Origin of the sequence: Mesorhizobium sp. B2-7-3 (genome assembly GCF_006440715.1) — a bacterium.
Taxonomy (GTDB): domain Bacteria; phylum Pseudomonadota; class Alphaproteobacteria; order Rhizobiales; family Rhizobiaceae; genus Mesorhizobium; species Mesorhizobium australicum.
This window is the reverse complement of record NZ_VFTY01000003.1, coordinates 341451-359629: the sequence shown is the minus strand read 5'-3', so window position 1 is coordinate 359629 and position 18179 is coordinate 341451. Positions and strand designations below refer to the sequence as shown.

At 63.4% G+C, this 18179-nt stretch carries 21 protein-coding genes; 15 read left to right on the top strand and 6 right to left on the bottom strand.

Annotation, left to right across the window (positions count from 1 at the left end; translation table 11 throughout):
- Positions 1 to 134: 134 nt before the first annotated feature.
- On the top strand, positions 135 to 1157 hold the full coding sequence (locus tag FJW04_RS09195) for a glycosyltransferase family 1 protein (protein WP_015316100.1): 1023 nt from the start codon (positions 135 to 137) through the stop codon (positions 1155 to 1157).
- A 60-nt stretch (positions 1158 to 1217) separates the two neighbouring features.
- On the opposite strand, the gene FJW04_RS09190 is transcribed toward FJW04_RS09195, so the two are convergent.
- The 3 genes from FJW04_RS09190 to FJW04_RS09180 form a co-directional block, all read right to left on the bottom strand.
- On the bottom strand, positions 1218 to 1577 hold the full coding sequence (locus FJW04_RS09190) for a tRNA-binding protein (RefSeq protein ID WP_140664836.1): 360 nt from the start codon (positions 1575 to 1577) through the stop codon (positions 1218 to 1220).
- Between the two features lie 15 nt (positions 1578 to 1592).
- On the bottom strand, positions 1593 to 2093 hold the full coding sequence (locus FJW04_RS09185) for a YbjN domain-containing protein (RefSeq protein ID WP_027143347.1): 501 nt from the start codon (positions 2091 to 2093) through the stop codon (positions 1593 to 1595).
- 319 nt (positions 2094 to 2412) lie between these two features.
- On the bottom strand, positions 2413 to 2715 hold the full coding sequence (locus tag FJW04_RS09180) for an accessory factor UbiK family protein (RefSeq protein ID WP_140713644.1): 303 nt from the start codon (positions 2713 to 2715) through the stop codon (positions 2413 to 2415).
- Positions 2716 to 2938: 223 nt separating this feature from the next.
- On the opposite strand from FJW04_RS09180, the gene FJW04_RS09175 reads away from it, so the two are divergent.
- From FJW04_RS09175 to FJW04_RS09145, 7 genes are all read left to right on the top strand, one after another.
- On the top strand, positions 2939 to 3181 hold the full coding sequence (locus FJW04_RS09175) for a BrnA antitoxin family protein (protein ID WP_140617702.1): 243 nt from the start codon (positions 2939 to 2941) through the stop codon (positions 3179 to 3181).
- Positions 3182 to 3326: 145 nt separating this feature from the next.
- The gene (gene lgt / locus FJW04_RS09170) at positions 3327 to 4187 is read left to right on the top strand and encodes a prolipoprotein diacylglyceryl transferase (protein ID WP_140713642.1); all 861 of its coding nucleotides are present in this window, start codon (positions 3327 to 3329) and stop codon (positions 4185 to 4187) included.
- Positions 4184 to 5272, top strand: coding sequence for a class I SAM-dependent methyltransferase (locus tag FJW04_RS09165; protein ID WP_140713640.1), 1089 nt, complete (start codon positions 4184 to 4186; stop codon positions 5270 to 5272). Before lgt ends, FJW04_RS09165 begins: the two co-directional genes overlap by 4 nt.
- 103 nt (positions 5273 to 5375) lie before the next feature.
- Positions 5376 to 6170 carry a peptidoglycan editing factor PgeF gene (gene pgeF / locus FJW04_RS09160; RefSeq protein WP_140713638.1) on the top strand — a complete coding sequence of 265 codons (795 nt, stop codon included), beginning with the start codon at positions 5376 to 5378 and terminating at the stop codon, positions 6168 to 6170.
- A complete protein-coding gene (locus FJW04_RS09155) occupies positions 6170 to 7321 on the top strand; it encodes a Xaa-Pro peptidase family protein (protein ID WP_015316092.1) in 1152 nt (383 codons plus the stop codon). Before pgeF ends, FJW04_RS09155 begins: the two co-directional genes overlap by 1 nt.
- 43 nt (positions 7322 to 7364) lie before the next feature.
- Positions 7365 to 8000 carry a hypothetical protein gene (locus tag FJW04_RS09150; protein ID WP_015316091.1) on the top strand — a complete coding sequence of 212 codons (636 nt, stop codon included), beginning with the start codon at positions 7365 to 7367 and terminating at the stop codon, positions 7998 to 8000.
- Between the two features lie 155 nt (positions 8001 to 8155).
- On the top strand, positions 8156 to 9091 hold the full coding sequence (locus FJW04_RS09145; protein WP_015316090.1) for a ribose-phosphate pyrophosphokinase: 936 nt from the start codon (positions 8156 to 8158) through the stop codon (positions 9089 to 9091).
- Positions 9092 to 9134: 43 nt separating this feature from the next.
- On the opposite strand, the gene FJW04_RS09140 is transcribed toward FJW04_RS09145, so the two are convergent.
- Positions 9135 to 10049, bottom strand: coding sequence for a helix-turn-helix transcriptional regulator (locus FJW04_RS09140; protein WP_140713635.1), 915 nt, complete (start codon positions 10047 to 10049; stop codon positions 9135 to 9137).
- Between the two features lie 139 nt (positions 10050 to 10188).
- Between FJW04_RS09140 and FJW04_RS09135 the strand changes: the two genes are divergently transcribed.
- Positions 10189 to 11430 carry an MFS transporter gene (locus FJW04_RS09135; RefSeq protein WP_015316088.1) on the top strand — a complete coding sequence of 414 codons (1242 nt, stop codon included), beginning with the start codon at positions 10189 to 10191 and terminating at the stop codon, positions 11428 to 11430.
- A 67-nt stretch (positions 11431 to 11497) separates the two neighbouring features.
- Here FJW04_RS09135 and FJW04_RS09130 read toward each other — a convergent pair whose 3' ends face one another.
- Positions 11498 to 12355: an alpha/beta hydrolase gene (locus FJW04_RS09130; RefSeq protein ID WP_015316087.1), complete on the bottom strand. Its 858-nt coding sequence runs from the start codon at positions 12353 to 12355 to the stop codon at positions 11498 to 11500.
- A 151-nt stretch (positions 12356 to 12506) separates the two neighbouring features.
- On the opposite strand from FJW04_RS09130, the gene FJW04_RS09125 reads away from it, so the two are divergent.
- From FJW04_RS09125 to FJW04_RS09100, 6 genes are all read left to right on the top strand, one after another.
- Positions 12507 to 12935, top strand: a complete 429-nt coding sequence (locus FJW04_RS09125; RefSeq protein ID WP_015316086.1) for a MarR family transcriptional regulator — start codon at positions 12507 to 12509, stop codon at positions 12933 to 12935.
- A 236-nt stretch (positions 12936 to 13171) separates the two neighbouring features.
- Positions 13172 to 13813: a 50S ribosomal protein L25/general stress protein Ctc gene (locus tag FJW04_RS09120; RefSeq protein WP_015316085.1), complete on the top strand. Its 642-nt coding sequence runs from the start codon at positions 13172 to 13174 to the stop codon at positions 13811 to 13813.
- Between the two features lie 24 nt (positions 13814 to 13837).
- The gene (gene pth, locus FJW04_RS09115) at positions 13838 to 14593 is read left to right on the top strand and encodes an aminoacyl-tRNA hydrolase (protein WP_140713633.1); all 756 of its coding nucleotides are present in this window, start codon (positions 13838 to 13840) and stop codon (positions 14591 to 14593) included.
- A gap of 95 nt (positions 14594 to 14688) precedes the next feature.
- Complete coding sequence (ychF, locus tag FJW04_RS09110) at positions 14689 to 15792, top strand: redox-regulated ATPase YchF (protein ID WP_015316083.1); 1104 nt, start codon at positions 14689 to 14691, stop codon at positions 15790 to 15792.
- A gap of 197 nt (positions 15793 to 15989) precedes the next feature.
- Positions 15990 to 16247, top strand: a complete 258-nt coding sequence (locus FJW04_RS09105; RefSeq protein ID WP_224529458.1) for a type II toxin-antitoxin system RelE/ParE family toxin — start codon at positions 15990 to 15992, stop codon at positions 16245 to 16247.
- A gap of 4 nt (positions 16248 to 16251) precedes the next feature.
- Complete coding sequence (locus tag FJW04_RS09100; protein WP_140713631.1) at positions 16252 to 16626, top strand: helix-turn-helix transcriptional regulator; 375 nt, start codon at positions 16252 to 16254, stop codon at positions 16624 to 16626.
- Positions 16627 to 16741: 115 nt separating this feature from the next.
- Here FJW04_RS09100 and guaD read toward each other — a convergent pair whose 3' ends face one another.
- On the bottom strand, positions 16742 to 18109 hold the full coding sequence (gene guaD, locus FJW04_RS09095; RefSeq protein WP_140713629.1) for a guanine deaminase: 1368 nt from the start codon (positions 18107 to 18109) through the stop codon (positions 16742 to 16744).
- Positions 18110 to 18179 lie beyond the last annotated feature (70 nt).

Sequence of the window (18179 nt, the reverse complement as noted above, 5' to 3'; positions counted from 1 at the left end):
CTTGATTCGTCCTTGCCGCCTCACTTCGACCCCGTACCCGTCAGGGTGCGCTGGAGCGAAGCGAGGGCGGCCGCATGGTCGCCGTTCCGGCATCGTTTCAAGGCAACCGCCGACCTCCGGAGCAAAGGGCCGCCATGCGCATAGTGATGGTCACCGACGCCTGGCGCCCGCAGGTCAACGGCGTCGTCCACACGCTGGAGCGGCTCACCGAGACCCTGAAATCCTTCGACGTCGCGGTCGAGTTCCTGACCCCGAACATCTTTCGCACCCTGCCCCTGCCGACCTACCCCGACATCCGCCTGGCGCTGACCACGCCCGGCCATGTCGCGCGCCTGATCGACGGCTACAAGGCCGACCACATTCACATCGTCACCGAGGGACCGCTGGGTATCATGGCGCGGCGCCATTGCCGCAATGCCGGCCGGCCGTTCACCACCAGCTACCACACCCGCTTTCCCGAATATCTCAGCGCCCGCCTGCCGGTGCCGGAGAGCTGGGCCTATCGCTGGCTGCGCGATTTCCACAATTCGGGCCAAGGCACGCTGGTCGCCACCCAGTCGCTCGCCGACGATCTCACGGCGCGCGGCTTCAACAAGCTGAGGCCCTGGACGCGTGGCGTCGACACCGAGCATTTCCGGCCCGACAAGCGCAAGGACCTCGGCTTCCCCAGCCCGGTCTTCCTATGTGTCGGCCGCGTCGCCATCGAAAAGAACCTGTCGGCCTTCCTCGACCTAGACCTGCCCGGCAGCAAGGTGATCGTCGGTGAAGGGCCCGAGCTTGCCAAGCTGAAGGCGAAATATCCGAAGGCGCATTTCCTCGGCCATCGCCCCAATGACGAACTGGCCGAAATCTACGCCTCCGCCGACGTCTTCGTCTTTCCCAGCCGCACCGACACTTTCGGTAACGTCATCATCGAGGCGCTGGCCAGCGGCACGCCGGTCGCCGCCTACCCGGTGACCGGGCCGATCGACATCGTTGGTGATGGTGTCGGCGGTGCTGTTTCCACCGATTTGCGCGAGGCCGCGCTGGCCGCGCTCGACGTCAGCCGCGACCAGGCCCGCGAGCGCGCCATGCGCTACAGTTGGAAGGCCTGCGCGGAAATGTTTCTCGACGCGGTCGGGGAAGCACTGGGAACGACGCGCAAGCTGGCGGCCTGATCCGACAGGCCGGCGGGGACGCCAAGGAACGAGGCGGTATTCTGTTTGACCTCGGAAAGCCTAGAACAGCCTGCCGCCATCCGGCACCTTGCGTTCGATAGCGCCCAACACCACGGCGCCCTCTTCATCGGGAAAGCCGAGCGTCAGCACTTCCGACATGAACGGGCCGATCTGGCGCGGCGGGAAATTGACCACCGCGAACACCTGGCGGCCGATCAAGGTCTCGGGCGTATAATATTTGGTGATCTGCGCCGAGGACTTCTTCACTCCGATCTCGGTTCCGAAATCGATCTTCAGCTTGAAGGCCGGCTTGCGCGCCTCCGGAAACGGTTCGGCCTCGACGATCGTGCCGGCACGGATGTCGACACGATCGAAATCGGCGAAGCTGATTTCAGGCTTGCGCTCGTTGTTTGAACCCATGTCGAACGCTTCTGCTCAGGCGTTGCCGAAGGTCTCGAACAGCACGCCGGCCAGCGCGTCCTTGGCCGAGGTTCCCGACCAGACGACGAACTGGAAAGCCTGGAAATAGCATTCGCAGGCTTCCAGCGCCGAGGACAAAAGCACCTCGACCTGCTGGCTCGAGGGTTCGACCCCGCCAGCGAGCAGCAGCGACTGGCGGAACATGATCGCGCCTTCCTGCTCCCAGAGGTCGAAATGGCCGAACAGCATCTGTTCGTTGATCAGCGACAACAGCCGCATAACTTCCAGCGTGCGGGTTTCCGGCACCTTGATGTCGAAGGCGCAGGCAAGGTGCAGCGCCTCGAAATCCTCCATCCACGAGAAGGAGACGTGATAGTCGGTCCAGCTGCCGGCAACCGAGATCGAGATTTCGTCATCGCCGGCCCGTTCGAAGGACCAGTCATTGTTGTGGGCCACCTGCTCAATCACATCCACCGGATGGATTTCGCGGGAAAATTCGAGTTCGAGAAGTTCCATGGAATGCTTCCTGTGTTCAGGGGGAGCGCCACACGCTCCGCGGGGCACACACGACGAACAATCTTGTCTAGAACTCGGACGGCCGGGACTTATCAACGCAAAGACCCCAGACCGAACCCCACCGCCCGGTTGCATGACCCTGCTCCGAATCATGCAACAAATTCAGTCTATTGATCGGGAGTCGCGTGAACAGCCCAATTTTTCGCACTGCGTCATTCGCATGTGGAAAGGTGCCTGTCACAAAGAGTCACGCAATGCCGGTAAGCGATTCACGGCAAAGCGATTTTCAGGCTGGTGCTTTGTGGAAAAGTTTAACGAATTATTTTTTCGGCTTGGGCTTCGCCGGCGCCGCAGGTGTGGCCTGACCGGTCAGCTCGGCGATCCTGGCCTCGAGCGTCGCGATGCGCGAGGCGAGCCTGCCGTTTTCTTCCCTCGCCTTGGCGGCCATCTCGCGCGCGGCCTCGAACTCCTCGCGCTGCACGACATCCATGGAGTTGAGGATGCGTTCCGCCTGGCCCTTGAAGGCCGTCTCCACCTCACGCCGCACACCTTGAGCGGCACCGGCCGCATCGGTCATCAGCTTGGCGAATTCATCGAGAATGCGGTTCGGTCCGGTCGACATGGCAAATCCTCGCTTGCTTGATTTGAATTAGTGACGTGGCGCCAGGAATGCAAGAACGTTGGGACCCGATGCGGCCTCCGCGCTGCTATGGCGCACGGCCCGCATGATGGGCGCGGGTCCTGCAGGAGCCTCTCGAACGGCTCCGAAGCTGTACTTGATGGTGGCAAGTCGCCTATTGTAACGCCCTCGTCTCCCTTCACGCACGTTTCAATCAGGATAACCAATGGCAACGCCCCCGCGCAGACCGACAAATCCGATGGAAGCCGCCGAAGCTGTTTTCAAGCCGGTCAAGAAACCGGCAGCGGCCCCGCCTCGCGAACCCTCCACCGCACCGAATGTCCGCGAGCTGGTCTCGATCAGGATCGACCGGGCCGTGCTCGATCATTTCCAGGAAGATGGTCCCGGCTGGCAGGACAGGATCAACGACGCCTTGCGCGAAGTGGTGGCCGCCAAGCCCAGGGGGTAAGCACGGCCACCCCGGCGACGGAGCTGGAAGCGAATCTGTTCCCGGACCCGAATCTGTTCCCGGACCATTGACCCCCGTGACCTTGCCTTGACCCTGCCAAAACCCTGCCGCATGGTCCGCGCCGATCGCAACCGAGAGCTCCCCGTTGAACGAATATTTCCTGCTGCCGTTGGCTTCGCTGCCTTTTCCCAATATCAATCCGATCCTCGTCCAGATCGGGCCGCTGGCGGTGCACTGGTACGGCATCGGTTACATCGTCGGCATCCTGTTTGCCTGGTGGTATGCCAAGCGGCTCGCCGCCAATCCTAAACTCTGGCCCGACGGCGTCTTGCCGATGAAGCCTGAGGACCTCGACGATTTCATCGTCTGGGCGGCCATTGGCGTGGTTCTGGGCGGCCGCACCGGCTATGTCCTGTTCTACGACCTGGCGCGCTACATCGCCCATCCGCTCGACATCTTCGCTGTCTGGCAAGGCGGCATGTCCTTCCATGGCGGCCTGCTCGGCGTCATCCTCGCCATGACGCTGTTTTCCATGAAGCGCGGCATCCGCACCTGGTCGCTGTTCGATGTCGTGGCAGCTGGCGTGCCGGTCGGTCTCGGTCTCGTGCGCGTCGCCAACTTCATTAATTCCGAGCTCTGGGGGCGGCCCACCGATGTGCCCTGGGCGATCGAATTCCCCAACGGCGGTCCGTTCACCCGCCATCCGAGCCAGCTCTACGAGGCCTTGCTCGAAGGGCTGGTGCTGTTTGTCGTGCTGCGCGTCCTTACCCATTCGCGCCTCAAGCTGAAGACACCGCGCTTTGTCGGCGGCGCCTTCATCTGCGGCTACGGCCTGTCACGAATTTTCGTGGAGTTCTTTCGCGAGCCCGACCAGCAGCTCGGCTATCTCCTCGGCACCAACTGGCTGACCATGGGCATGATCCTGTCGACGCCGATGGTGCTGGCCGGCATCTGGGCGATGGCGACGGCCAAGCCGGTGACGCAAGCGCAGCCGCAGGCGACATGACGCGGCTGAAGGCTCGTATCGTCGATCTGATCGAGGCGGTCGGTCCGATGCCCATCAACGAATACATGGCGCTGTGCCTGTTCGATCCGCGCGATGGTTATTACACCACACGCGAGCCGTTCGGCGCGGCCGGCGACTTCATCACCGCGCCGGAGATCAGCCAGATGTTCGGCGAACTCGTCGCCGTTTGGCTTTACCAGGCTTGGGCAGCGATCGGCCGGCCGATGCCGGTCACCGTCGCAGAGATCGGCCCCGGCCGTGGCACGCTGATGAAAGACATGCTGCGCACCTTGTCGCGGCTCGATCCGGCCTTGGCCAACGGCGCCGCCTTCGCCATGATCGAGACCAGTCCGCGCTTGGCCGAGATCCAGAAGCAGACGCTTGGAGCGACACCCTTCGCGATAGACTGGCATGAAGCGATCGAGACCCTGCCCCATCAACCGCTGTTGATCGTCGGCAACGAATTGTTCGATGCGGTGCCTATCCGCCAGTTCGTCCGTGCCGGCGCCGAGTGGCGCGAGCGCATGGTCGGCCTGGACGACGCCGACAATCTTTGCTTCTTCGCCGGCGCCGGCTCGGTCGACCCGATGCTGCTGCCCAGGGATGCGGCCGACGCGCCGCAAGGCGCGATCGTCGAAATCGCGCCCGCCCGCACCGCCTTGATGGCGGCGATCGCCGAGCGCATGGCGGCTCATGGCGGCGCCGGGCTATTCCTCGACTACGGCCATCTGCGGCCCGGCGTCGGCGACACGCTGCAGGCCTTGCGCCGGCACAATCACGAAGATGTGCTGGCCAATCCCGGCGAAGCAGACCTTACGTCCCATGTCGATTTCGCCGCTCTTGCAGCGATCGTGCGCGCGCATGGTCTCGATGCCCATCTGTCGACGCAGGGCAATTTCCTGCTCGGCATGGGCATTCTTGAGCGCGCCGGCCTGCTGGGCGCCGATGCCGGCCAGGCGGCACGCGACAACATATCGGATGCCGTCGAACGGCTCGCCGGGCCGCAAGCGATGGGCGAACTCTTCAAGGTCCTCGCCGTCGTTCCACGCGACGTCTCCGTCAGGCCATTCACCACGGCGGATTGACTTTTCGTTGCTACCCCTCCCAATCTCCCGTCCGGTAAAAGAGCCGCCGGACTGCCGGCCGCTTTTCCTTGACGAAACCGCCCACACGGACAACAACGCCCGCATGCTCAATCAGACCAAACCGGATCCCATTCGGTCGCCGCTGCTGGACAAGGCACAGGCACAAGGCATCCGCCACGGCTATTTCACCCGCATCGGCGGCGTCTCCACGGGCATCTACCAGGGCCTCAACATCGGCACCGGGTCGGATGACGACCAGGCACTGGTGACCGAGAACCGCGCCCGTGTCGCCGCCTGGATGGGCGTGCCCGCAAATCATCTGCTGACCGCCTGGCAGGTCCATTCGCCCGACGTCATCGTCGCCAGGGAACCCTTTGCCCGCGAACGGCCAAAGGCCGACGCCATCGTCACCGATCGGCCGGGCATCGCCATCGGGGCCTCGACCGCCGATTGCGGCCCGGTTCTGTTCGCGGATCCCGGCGCGCGCATCATCGGCGCCGCGCATGCCGGCTGGAAAGGTGCTTTGTCAGGCGTGCTCGAAAACACCATTGCCGCCATGGAGAGCCTCGGCGCCCGGCGCGAAAACATCGTCGCCGTGCTTGGCCCTTCCATCGGCCCCGCAAATTACGAGGTCGGGCCCGAATTCGTCGCCCGCTTCGTCGAGGCCAACAGCGAAAATGCCCGGTATTTCGCGCCTTCGGCCCATGCCGGCCACGCCATGTTCGACCTCAACCGCTACACGATCGACCGGCTGGCCAAGGCTGGCGTGACGGCCGATGGCCTTGGCCGCTGCACCTATGCCGAGGAAGATCTGTTTTACTCCTACCGGCGCACCACGCACCGCAGGGAGCCCGATTATGGCCGGCAGGTTTCGGCAATCGTTTTGGAGAAGGTATAATGGCGCTGCATTTTGAACGATCCGAATTCGACGCGCGGCGCGACCGGCTGATGATAGAGATGGCCGAGAAAAAGCTCGACGCCATCCTGCTGTTCGCCCAGGAAAGCATGTACTGGCTCACCGGCTACGACACGTTCGGCTTCTGCTTCTTCCAGTGCCTGGTGGTCAAGGCCGACGGCTCGATGGTGCTGCTGACCCGCTCGGCCGATCTGCGCCAGGCGCGCCAAACCTCGATCATCGACAACATCGTGCTGTGGACCGACCGCGACGGCGCCAATCCCGCGGTCGACCTGCGCAACCTGCTTAACGAACTCGACCTGCTCGGCGCCCGCATCGGCGTCGAATACGACACTCACGGCCTGACCGCCTATAATGGCCGCCGCCTGGACGAGCAGTTGCAGACCTTCGGCCAGATCGCCGACGCCTCCGGCATCGTCGGGCGGCTGCGCCTGTTCAAGAGCCCGGCCGAGGTCGCCAAGGCCGAAAAGGCAGCCAATCTCTCCGACGACGCGCTGGACGCGGCCCTGCCGCTGATCAAGCAGGGCGGCGACGAGGCGCTGATCCTGGCCGCCATGCAGGGCGCGATCTTCGCCGGCGGCGGCGACTATCCGGCCAACGAGTTCATCATCGGCTCCGGCGTCGATGCGCTGCTGTGCCGCTACAAGGCCGGCCGCCGCAAGCTCACCAAGAACGACCAGCTGACGCTCGAATGGGCCGGCGTCTTCCATCACTACCATGCGCCGATGATGCGCACGGTGCTGACCGGCAAGGTCTCCAAGCGCCATCAGGAGCTGTTCGACGCCGCACGCGCGGCACTTCTGGCCGTCGAAAAGGCGATGACGCCGGGCAACAGCTTCGGCGATGTGTTCGACGCCCATGCCCGCACCATGGAAGCGCACGGGCTGACCAAGCACCGGCTGAACGCCTGCGGCTATTCGGTCGGCGCCCGCTTCACGCCGTCCTGGATGGACATGCCGATGTTCTACCAGGGCAATCCCGAGCCGATCGCGCCGAACATGACGCTGTTTGCCCACATGATCATCATGGACTCCGAGACCGAGACGGCGATGACGCTTGGCCGCACCTACCTGACCACCGAATCCCAGCCGAAGCCGCTGTCCCGCCATGATCTCGACTTGATCGTGCAGTGAATCCATAATGGGAGGCGTTCTTCGCCAAGGAGTTAGAAGGCAAATGAGACGATCGCATGTGACGACCGTGTCATTGCTTGTGGCATTGGCTTTGACCGCCTGCACCAACGCAAAGGACGTCCTCGAACCTTCCGCCATCACCCCGCCGGCGGCCTCGGCGCAGCCCGCACCGGCCACGCAAGGCAGCGCTGCCGCCACCGTTCCCGCCCCGGCGCCATCCACGGCCGCGACGGCCACCACGACGGCGGGCGCGCCCGCGCCCATCACTTCGGCCCAGGCCGCCGCCATCCTGGCGAAGACCCGGCTGCAGATCGCGCCGATCGTCGGCGCTTCGGTGGAAGCCGCCACGCCGCTGACGGCGGAACTGCAGACACGCGCCAGGCAGCGCGGCATCACGCTGGCCGGCAGCCAGGACCAGACCGCGACCCATGTGCTCAAGGGCTACTTCTCGGCGATGACGGAGGGTAAGGACACCACGGTCATCTATGTCTGGGATGTCTACGACCCCTCCGGCAACCGGCTGCACCGCATCAACGGCCAGATGAAGGCGCCTTCCACCGGTTCCCGCGACAGCGCGGGCGCCGACAGCTGGAAGTCGGTCTCGCCAGCCACCATGCAGGCGATCGCCGACCAGACCATCGACCAGTTTGCGGCCTTTCTCAGCGGCAAGGCGAGTTGAGGTGTTGCCAGCCGGTGATGCCGAACAGCTTTCTTAGGCTTAGCCGGCGGATTCACGATCTCGGCGCTTGCAATAGCCGCGCGGGCCGCTAAAAGCCCGGTTAAAAGGTGCAGGAGAGTCCGTCAGGCCTCTCCGTCCTCCACCAGGAACGGTGCATGAAACTCTTCGCGGGCAATTCCAACAGGGTGCTGGCCGAAGCGGTCGCCCGCTATCTCAACGTCCCGCTGGGCAAGGCCAGTGTCAGGCGCTTCGCCGACCAGGAAATCTTCGTCGAGATCCAGGAAAACGTGCGCGGCGAGGATGTCTTCATCCTGCAGTCGACCTCGTTTCCGACCAACGATCACCTGATGGAACTGCTCATCATGATCGACGCCTTCATGCGCTCGTCGGCCAAGCGCATCACGGCGGTTATTCCCTATTTCGGCTATGCCAGGCAGGATCGCCGCGCTTCCGGGCGCACGCCGATCTCTGCCAAGCTGGTCGCCAACATGATCACCCGTGCAGGTGTCGACCGGGTTTTGACGCTGGATCTCCATGCCGGCCAGATCCAGGGCTTTTTCGACATCCCCACCGACAATCTGTTCTCGGTGCCGGTGATGGCCCGTGACGTCAAGGCGAAGTACAAGCAACTCGGCAATGTCGTCGTCGTGTCGCCCGATATTGGCGGCGTGGTGCGTGCGCGTGCGCTTGCCAAGCGTTTCGACGCGCAACTTGCCATCGTCGATAAGCGCCGTGAGCGTCCCGGCGAATCGGAAGTCATGAACATCATCGGCGCGGTCGCCGGCAAGGATTGCCTTTTGATCGACGACATCGTCGATTCCGGCGGCACGCTGTGCAATGCCGCCGACGCACTGCTAGCCAACGGCGCCACCAGCGTTACCGCCTATATCACCCACGGCGTGCTGTCGGGCGGCGCGGTCGCTCGCATCAGCGGCTCGAAGCTGCAGGAACTGGTGATCACCGATTCCATCCAGCCGACGCAAGGCGTGCTCGACGCGCCCAACATCCGCGTCATCTCGATTGCCGACCTGATGGGCGAAGCCATTTCGCGCACGGCGACCGAGGAGTCGGTCTCGAGCCTGTTCGACTGAAAACCAGTTATCCCTGCGGCCCAGGTTACCCCTGCGGCCCAAGTTACTCCTGCGGCCCAAATTGGTCCTGCGGCAAGGCCGATGGCGTCGGCGCCTCCAGCCGGGCCGGGGCTCGCCGCATGCCTTCGCCGGCATCACGCGCGCCGCGCATATAGCCGCGCGGCGAGGAGCCGAGCATGCGCTTGAACATGGTGATGAAGGCCGGCACGCTGTCATATCCGAGATCGAGCGCCACCCGCGTGATCGGCTCGCCATCGGCGAGCCTCGGCAGCGCCGCGAACAGGCAGGCCTGCTGGCGCCATGTCGACAGCGACAGGCCGGTCTGCCGCTGGAAGGCCCGCGTGAAGGTGCGCCGGCTCATGCCGACGGTATCGGCCCATTCATCGATCGTCGCGTGCGGTGAGGGTGCGGCGACGAAACGCCGGCAGAGCGCCGCCAGTTTGGGATCCGACGGGAACGGCAGGCCGAGCGGCCGCTCCGGCAATTGCGGGATCTCATGCAGCAGCAGGTTCATGATCAGGCCACCGCGCCCTTCCAGTTCGCCGCCTTGCGGCAGCTTCTCGGATTCCACGATAAGACTGTGCATCAGGTCGGTGACGCCGACGACGCGCATGCCCTCCGGCAGGCCCGGGATCGCCTGCGGCATGACATAGACCGAGCGCATCGAGACGTCGCCGAGCATCTCGACGGAATGTTCGATGCCGGCCGGAATCCACATCGCATGGTCCGGCGGCACCATCCAGCGCCCATGCCGCGTCGTCACCAGCACGACGCCGACCAGCGCATGCAGCAACTGGCTGCGGCTGTGGTGGTGGTGCGGCACGTGGTAGCCATCCGGATATTCGGTCGGCAGCACCACCGCCGGCCCGACCGCCTGCTCGAGCCACTGCCAGCGCAGCCCGTGCAATTGCTCGAGGTCGGTGTGGCCGGCGCCGAAAATTTCCCTGGTTTTTGGCATTCGATATGGCCCACTTGCGAAACTATTGGACCAAACCACGAAAGAAGTCGCCTGGCAACCGGACTATAAGGCTGCCTGCGGGAAGCGCCCGCCACGTCGCCTGCGGTAACAACCCGCCAAAAAGACTACGGAGCCTATCTTGACCGATACGACCGCCACCAGCGTCGCGCCGCCTGCGACCGCCAGTCACGCGTCAGCCCAGGCTACGGCCTTCACCGTTATCCTGGCGGTGAGCCTCTGCCACTCCATCAACGACATCATGCAGTCGCTGTTATCGGCCATCTATCCGCTTCTGAAAGACAATTACGGCCTCGACTTCTGGCAGATCGGGCTGTTGACCTTCACCTTCCAGGTAACGGCATCCCTGCTGCAGCCGATCATCGGCGCGGTCACCGACAAACGGCCGATGCCTTACTCGCTGCCCTGGGGCATGGCATCGTCGCTGATCGGCCTGGTCGTGCTGGCCTATGCCGGGCACTACTACCTGCTGCTGATCGGCGCCTCGCTGATCGGCATCGGTTCGGCGATCTTCCATCCGGAATCCTCGCGCATCGCCCGCTTCGCATCCGGCGGCCGGTTTGGCCTGGCGCAGTCGCTGTTCCAGGTCGGCGGCAATTTCGGCCAGTCCATGGGTCCCTTGCTGGCCGCCTTCATCGTCGTGCCTTTCGGCCAGACCAGCATCGCCTGGTTCGCCGTCGGCTCGCTGATCGGCATCGTCATCCTGTGGCAGGTCGGCGGCTGGTACAGCCGCCTGCGCGCAGCGCAAGGCAATCGCAAGGCGGCAAGCTTCGTGTCGCCCTTCCCGCGCCGCAAGGTGATGTGGGCCCTGGCGGTGCTGACCTTGCTGGTGCTGACCAAGAACGCCTACATCGCCAGCCTGGCCAGCTACTACACCTTCTATTCCATCCATAAGTTCGGCGTTTCGGTGCAGATGTCGCAGGTCATGCTGTTCCTCTTCCTCGGCTCTTCGGCGCTGGGCATCCTGCTCGGCGGTCCCTTCGGCGACCGCTATGGACAAAAGGCGATGATCTGGTTCTCGATCGTCGGTGTCCTGCCCTTCACCCTGGCGCTGCCCTACGCCAACATGGAATGGACGATGGTGCTGACCGTGCTGATCGGCCTCATCCTGTCGTCGGCCTTCTCCAACATCGTCGTCTTCGCGCAGGAGCTGGTGCCGGGCCGCGTCGGCACGATCGCCGGCATCTTCTTCGGCTTCGCCTTCGGCGTCGGCGGCATCGCGGCCGCGGTGCTTGGCGTCGTCGCCGACATGAAGGGCATCGACTTTGTCTTCCAGATCTGCTCCTACCTGCCGTTCCTGGGGCTGCTGACGGTGTTCCTGCCCAACATGAAGGAAGCCCGGAAGGCGCAAGCGGCCGCTTGAATCATCTGTTCCAGGCAAAAGGCACCCGCCATATGGCGGATGCCTTTTTCTGTTCAGGCGGAGGGCTTCAGGCCTTGAAGAAAGCCAGCAGGTCGGCGTTGATGACATCGGCGTGGGTGGTGGCCATGCCGTGCGGAAAGCCCTTGTAGACCTTGAGCTCGCCCTTCTTGAGCAGCTTGATGCTCAGCAGCGCCGAGTCGGCGATCGGCACGATCTGGTCGTCGTCGCCATGCATGACCAGCACCGGCACGTCGATCTTCTCGAGGTCTTCGGTGAAGTCGGTCTCCGAGAAGGCTTTGATGCAGTCGTAATGCGCCTTGGTGCCGCCCATCATGCCCTGGCGGTACCAGTTGTCGATAATGCCCTGCGAGACCACGGCGCCCGGACGGTTGAACCCGTAGAACGGGCCAGCGGGAACATCCAGATATAGCTGCGCGCGGTTGGCGGCGACGCCGGAGCGGAAGCCGTCGAAGACCTCGATCGGCAGGCCGCCGGGATTGGCTGGGGTCTTGAGCATGATCGGCGGTACCGCGCCGAGCAACGCTGCCTTGGCGACACGGCCGCCCGCTCCATACTGGGAGACATAGCGCGCCACCTCGCCGCCACCCGTCGAATGGCCGACATGGATGGCGTCCTTGAGATCGAGATGCGCGACAAGTTCAGCCACATCGGCTGCATAGGTGTCCATCTCGTTGCCGATATCCGTCTGCGTCGAACGGCCGTGGCCGCGGCGGTCGTGGGCGATGACCCGGTAGCCTTGGCCCAGGAAGAACAGCATCTGTGCATCCCAGTCGTCGCTGCTCAGCGGCCAGCCGTGATGGAACACGATGGGCTGACCGGTTCCCCAGTCCTTGTAATAGATCTGCGTGCCGTCCTTGGTGGTGATCGTGCCGCTGCCTGAGCCTGGTTTGGTCTGCGAAGTCATCTCAATCTCCGTTTTATTGCTGTCGCGATAAACAATATCGCGATATCAATATCGCTAACCCAGCTCAGGGTTCTTGTCCATGGAAATATGTATCGCGATATCTTTTTCCGTGGTACATAATGCGAGCGCTTAATCGGCAAAGGAATTCACCGTGCCTCTCCCGCTGGACAATCAGCTGTGCTTCACGCTCTACGCCACCAGCATGGCGATCAATCGCACCTACAAGCCGATGTTGGATGAGATGGGGATCACCTATCCGCAATATCTCGTGCTCAACGCGCTGGGCGAGGCCGACGGCATGTCTGTCGGCACGATCGCGCACAGGCTCGCTCTGGAATCGAGCACGGTCACGCCGCTGGTGAAGCGGATGGAGCAGGCCGGCCTGGTTACCCGCCAGCGCAGCCAGACCGACGAGCGCCAGGTACAGGTCGACCTGACACCGGCCGGCCGCAAGCTGCTCGTCCAGTGCAACTGCCTGAACGAGACCCTGGTCGAACGCTCGGGCATGACGCTGGCCGAACTCGACACGCTGAACCGGCAGGTCCAGGCGTTGCGCGATGCGTTGAGCGGCGACCGGTAGCAACGGCCTTCCCACCGCCGCTTGCACGCCTGCCCGCCTTCCGCTATAGAGCCGCCACCCGCGTAGACACCCTTGGAGGCAACGCGGCGGAAGGCTGCCTTCCCCTTGTGATCCCGAACAAAGATCCGCTCGCTGCGGTTTCCGGCATTCGGACATCGAGGTCTGGCGGCTTTCGACGTTTACGGCCTGGTACATTGCCAACCGTAGGCGCTCCATAACACGCGAAAGGAAAAGCCATGAGCCACGATACTTACGAGCTCAAGGCCGAAGCGCGCGAACAGGTCGGTAAGGGGTCCGCCCGTGCAGTTCGCCGCAACGGTAAAGTGCCTGCAGTAATTTATGGTGACAGACAGCCTCCCCTGGCGATCGCGCTCACCTACAAGGACATCTACTACAAGATCCATGGCGGCGGGTTCCTGACCACGATCGCCACGATCGATGTCGACGGCAAGAAGATCCAGGTCCTGCCGAAGGACTTCCAGCTCGACCCGGTCAAGGATTTCCCTGTCCATGTCGACTTCCTGCGCATCGGCAAGGACACCGAAGTCAACGTCGATGTTCCCGTGCACTTCATCAATGAAGACAAGTCACCCGGCATCAAGCGCGGCGGCGTGCTCAACATCGTGCGTCACGAAGTCGAGTTCCACTGCCCGGCCAATGCGATCCCGGAATTCATCACCGTCGATCTCACCGGCGCCGACATTGGCGATTCGATCCACATCTCGTCGGTCAAGCTGCCGGCCGGCGTCAAGCCCGTCATCTCCGACCGCGACTTCACCATCGCGACCGTTGCCGGTTCGTCGGCGATGAAGCCGGAGACGGAAGAGACAGCTGAGGCCGCGGCTCCCGAAGCGGCTCCCGCCGCCGAAGAGAAGTAACTCTTTTCACGCCCGGAGGCGACGATGCCAGAAAAGACAGCGCTTGTCTTTGCAGGCCTCGGCAATCCGGGCGCGAAATACGCTGAAAACCGGCACAATGTCGGCTTCATGGCGGCGGACGCTATCGCCCGCCGCCATTCCTTTTCGCCCTGGTCGAAGAAGTTCCAGGGCCTGATCGCCGAGGGCACGCTCGGGGGCGAAAAGATCATCCTGATCAAGCCGCAGACCTTCATGAACCTGTCCGGCCAGTCGGTCGGCGAAGCGCTGCGCTTCTACAAGCTCGACCTTTCCGCCCTCACCGTCTTCTATGACGAGATCGACCTTGCCGAAGGCAAGCTGCGCATCAAGACCGGCGGCGGCGCCGGCGGCCACAACGGCATCCGCTCGATCGACGGCCATGTCGGCAATGCGTACCGCCGTGTGCGCATCGGCGTCGGCCATCCCGGCGTCAAGGAAATGGTCCAGCATCATGTGCTCGGTGATTTCGCCAAGGCCGACCGCGACTGGCTCGACCCGCTGCTCGACGCGATTGCCGACAATGCGGCGATGATCGTCAAGGGCGACGAATCCGGTTTCATGAACAAGGCCGCCCTTGCCGTCCAGGGCAAGACCGGCGCCGAACCGGAAAACCCGGCGCGGAAGCAGTCGAGCCCGAAACAGCAAAGCCCGAAACAGCAAAGTCATGTCCGCCAGGCCCGCCCTCAGCAGCCCGTCGCCAAGCTGCCGGAAGGCGGCCCCATGGCCGCCATGCTGAAGAAACTCTTCGGCAACAAGGACTGAGGCGTAGGGGCATGCGCGTCACGGGGCTTGACGTTCCCAACCCCTATCGCCCATAGCCTCATCAAATTTCGCTTTTCCCGATAGGACCGGACAAAATGGGTTTCAAATGCGGCATCGTTGGCTTGCCCAATGTCGGCAAGTCGACGCTTTTCAACGCGCTGACGAGGACGGCCGCCGCGCAGGCCGCCAACTACCCGTTCTGCACCATCGAACCGAACACCGGCGAGGTGGCGGTGCCCGATCCGCGCCTGCAGAAGATCGCGGCGATCGGCAAGTCGAAGGAGATCATCCCGACCCGCATCTCCTTTGTCGACATCGCCGGCCTGGTGCGCGGCGCCTCCAAGGGCGAAGGCCTGGGCAACCAGTTCCTCGCCAACATCCGCGAGGTCGACGCCATCGTGCATGTGCTGCGCTGCTTCGAGGATGACGACATCACCCATGTCGAGGGCCGCATCGACCCCGTCGCCGACGCCGAGACGGTCGAGACCGAGCTGATGCTCGCCGACCTCGACAGCCTCGAGCGCCGCATCGTCCAGTTCCGCAAGCGCGCCGGCAGCAAGGACAAGGAAGCGACGACCGTGCTGCCGATGATGGAGGCCGCGCTCGAGCTGCTGCAGGCAGGCAAGCCGACCCGCATCCTGCTCGACGGCATCTCGGCGGAAGATCTGCACATTTTGCAGGGCTTGAACCTTCTGACCTCACATCCCGTGCTCTACGTCTGCAACGTCGCCGAGGCGGACGCGGCCACCGGCAACGAGCACACCAGAGCCGTGGAGCAGATGGCCGCAGCGCAGGGCGCCCGCACTGTCGTCATTTCGGCCGCGATCGAAGCCGAGGTTGCGCAGCTCTCTGACGAGGAAGAGATGGAATTCCTGTCCTCGCTCGGCCTCGACGAGCCCGGCCTGAACAAGGTGATCCGTGCCGGCTACGAATTGTTGCAGCTCATCACCTATTTCACCGTTGGGCCGAAGGAGACGCGCGCCTGGACCGTGCACAAGGGCGCCAAGGCGCCGCAGGCGGCCGGCGTCATCCACACCGATTTCGAGCGCGGCTTCATCCGCGCCCAGACCATCGCCTACAACGACTTCGTCACGCTGGGCGGCGAAGTGGCGGCCAAGGAAGCCGGCAAGGCACGCGACGAAGGCAAGGAGTACGTCGTCCAGGACGGCGACATCATGCTGTTCAAGTTCAATACCTGAGGAGGTCGCGGCGGAGCGACCCAACCGTCAGTCGGACAGCACCATCCCTGCCGCAGAGTTCTCGCGGGGGTATTGAAGACCATAAGTCGCCTTACCCCGATCAGCACCCGGTGGAGACCGATGAACGCCATGTCCCATTATTTGCTATTCGCAAATTTCTAGCTTGCACTATTTTAGCTTGTAGTTAACATGCAGTCGTGCCGCTGACGCTCAGATATACTAGGGCCGCTCTGAAATCCCTGGCGCGGATGCCCGCCAACACGGCTCGGCTGATCACTGCTAAAATCGGCCAATATGCAGCCGAACCGGCCAGCTTGGCGAAAAATGTCAAACGGCTGAAAGGCCGGCCAGGCTTCAGGCTTAGGGTCGGGGACTACCGTATTATCTTCGATCAGGAAGGCACGGTAATGGACATTCTGGAGATCGGACCGCGCGGTAGCATCTACGAGGACTGAGGACATGAACAAGCCCACCATCATTACCACGCCGAATGGCGACCGTATGGCTATTCTGCCACTCGCTGATTACGAGAGCCTTGTTGAAGCGGCGGAGGACGTGGCCGACATTCAAACCTACGATCAGATCAAGCAAAAGATCGCTGCCGGCGAGGAGGAGCTTATTCCGGTCGCCGTCGTCAACCGCATCCTGGACGGCGAGAATAAGATCCGCGTCTGGCGCGAGCATCGCGGGATTTCGGCTCGCGACCTCGCTGAAAAGACTGAGATCAGCGCAGGCTATCTCTCGCAGATCGAGACAGGCACCCGCGACGGTAGCTTCGACACGATCAAGCGCATCGCCGCCGCCCTCAATGTCTCGGTTGACGATCTCGTATAGCGCCCGTTGCGAAAGACGAAAACGGGCTGTCGTATTCCATGCTCGCAGGCGCTGCCGACGTCGGCACAGGGCCATGTTTATTCGCGCAGGCGAGGCCACTACAAGTGAGCGTAGCTTAGCTACAGCCGACCACCGCCCGGCCTCCGACCCAAACAGTGGCAATATTGGCCCGTGCCGCATTGAGCACGATCTTCTGAAAGACGTCGTCGAACGTATCGTCGGCGCCGTTGACATGGATGTTCGAGGCGCTCGCTTCGGTGTCGATCAGCAGCGCGTCGAATGCGTGTCCGACGCGAAAACTGCCTGTCGGCAGGTCGAGCGCTTCCGCGCCTCCCGCGGTCGCCAGCCAGAACGCTTCCTGATGCGTGATCGGCTCGCCGGGCGCGCCGCGCTCCTTTGCCGGCAGGCCGGCATGCACGCCGCTCTGCAATGTTCTCGAGGCCGACAGCGCGTTCCGGCAACCGTCGAACAGCGATGGGCTGTAGCCGCCTGAAATATCGGTGCCGAGCCCGACATGCATGTGCCGGTCGAGCGCCTCGCGAAGCGGAAACACTGCATTGGCGAAGTAGACGTTGGACAGCGGGCAATGAGCGACTCCGGCGCCCTTCTCCTTGATCAGGTCCATGTCCTGCCCATCGATGAAGTTCGAATGCGACAGGATCGTATGACGGGTGAGCAGGCCGAAACCATCGAGGCTTGCCGCATCCGTTTGGCCGAAGCGCGCTTCCACGAACTGCTTTGCCCAATCGCTTTCGGAGCAATGGGTCTGCACGTGGCAACCGAACTCTTCCGCGAGTTCGCCCAGCCCCTGCAAGGCCGCGTCGGTGCAGCTTGGAATGAAGCGCGGCGTGATCACCGGCTGGACAAGCGGCCTCTCGCCCGGATTCAATGACATGACGGCCTCGATGAAGCGCCTGGTATCCGAAACAGCGCTTGCCGCATCGGCATCGCGATAGAAGGGCGGACACTGTTCGGGGTCGTCCATCACCACCTTGCCGACCAGGGCACGCTGGCCTTTCTCAAGACATGTCTCGGCGAGCGCCACGCTCGCCTCGACATGGACGGTGGCGAAATAGAGCGCGGTGGTGGTGCCGTTGGCGAGCAGATTGTCGACCAGATCAGCATAGACCGCGCGGGCATAGTCCAAATCCGCATAGCGGGCCTCGAGCGGGAAAGTGTATTTCCGCAGCCAGACTTCGAGCGGCACGTCCAGCGCCTTGCCCATCTGCGGCCATTGCGGCGCATGGATGTGCAGGTCGACGAGCCCCGGCAGCAGGAACTGCCCCTCGCCAAGTTTCACCAGCCTGCCCGCCCGGCGGGCATCGCTTATCGTGGCCGTGTATTCCGGGTGGCCGGGCGCCAGGATCTCGGCGATGCGCCCCTGTGCATCGACGCAGAACAGGTGCTCCTCCAGCACCTCCAGCCTGCCGCGCTCAGGCGTATGGAAGGCGGTGCCGAGCAGCGTGAAAGGATCTGCCGTCATATCGTCGCTCCGGTGCTGCTGGCGGGCGGGGCTGCCAATGCGTGGCCTAGAAGAAAACAGTTGGCAAACA

Coding starts and splice junctions, on each gene's coding strand:
- FJW04_RS09155 (WP_015316092.1), top strand. CDS start 6,170: ATGGCGCTGCATTTTGAACGATCCGAATTCGACGCGCGGCGCGACCGG.
- FJW04_RS09190 (WP_140664836.1), bottom strand. CDS start 1,577: ATGGGTTCAAACAACGAGCGCAAGCCTGAAATCAGCTTCGCCGATTTC.
- ychF (WP_015316083.1), top strand. CDS start 14,689: ATGGGTTTCAAATGCGGCATCGTTGGCTTGCCCAATGTCGGCAAGTCG.
- pth (WP_140713633.1), top strand. CDS start 13,838: ATGCCAGAAAAGACAGCGCTTGTCTTTGCAGGCCTCGGCAATCCGGGC.
- FJW04_RS09145 (WP_015316090.1), top strand. CDS start 8,156: ATGAAACTCTTCGCGGGCAATTCCAACAGGGTGCTGGCCGAAGCGGTC.
- FJW04_RS09175 (WP_140617702.1), top strand. CDS start 2,939: ATGGCAACGCCCCCGCGCAGACCGACAAATCCGATGGAAGCCGCCGAA.
- guaD (WP_140713629.1), bottom strand. CDS start 18,109: ATGACGGCAGATCCTTTCACGCTGCTCGGCACCGCCTTCCATACGCCT.
- FJW04_RS09165 (WP_140713640.1), top strand. CDS start 4,184: ATGACGCGGCTGAAGGCTCGTATCGTCGATCTGATCGAGGCGGTCGGT.
- pgeF (WP_140713638.1), top strand. CDS start 5,376: ATGCTCAATCAGACCAAACCGGATCCCATTCGGTCGCCGCTGCTGGAC.
- FJW04_RS09100 (WP_140713631.1), top strand. CDS start 16,252: ATGAACAAGCCCACCATCATTACCACGCCGAATGGCGACCGTATGGCT.
- FJW04_RS09180 (WP_140713644.1), bottom strand. CDS start 2,715: ATGTCGACCGGACCGAACCGCATTCTCGATGAATTCGCCAAGCTGATG.
- FJW04_RS09120 (WP_015316085.1), top strand. CDS start 13,172: ATGAGCCACGATACTTACGAGCTCAAGGCCGAAGCGCGCGAACAGGTC.
- FJW04_RS09150 (WP_015316091.1), top strand. CDS start 7,365: ATGAGACGATCGCATGTGACGACCGTGTCATTGCTTGTGGCATTGGCT.
- FJW04_RS09185 (WP_027143347.1), bottom strand. CDS start 2,093: ATGGAACTTCTCGAACTCGAATTTTCCCGCGAAATCCATCCGGTGGAT.
- FJW04_RS09140 (WP_140713635.1), bottom strand. CDS start 10,049: ATGCCAAAAACCAGGGAAATTTTCGGCGCCGGCCACACCGACCTCGAG.
- FJW04_RS09130 (WP_015316087.1), bottom strand. CDS start 12,355: ATGACTTCGCAGACCAAACCAGGCTCAGGCAGCGGCACGATCACCACC.
- FJW04_RS09195 (WP_015316100.1), top strand. CDS start 135: ATGCGCATAGTGATGGTCACCGACGCCTGGCGCCCGCAGGTCAACGGC.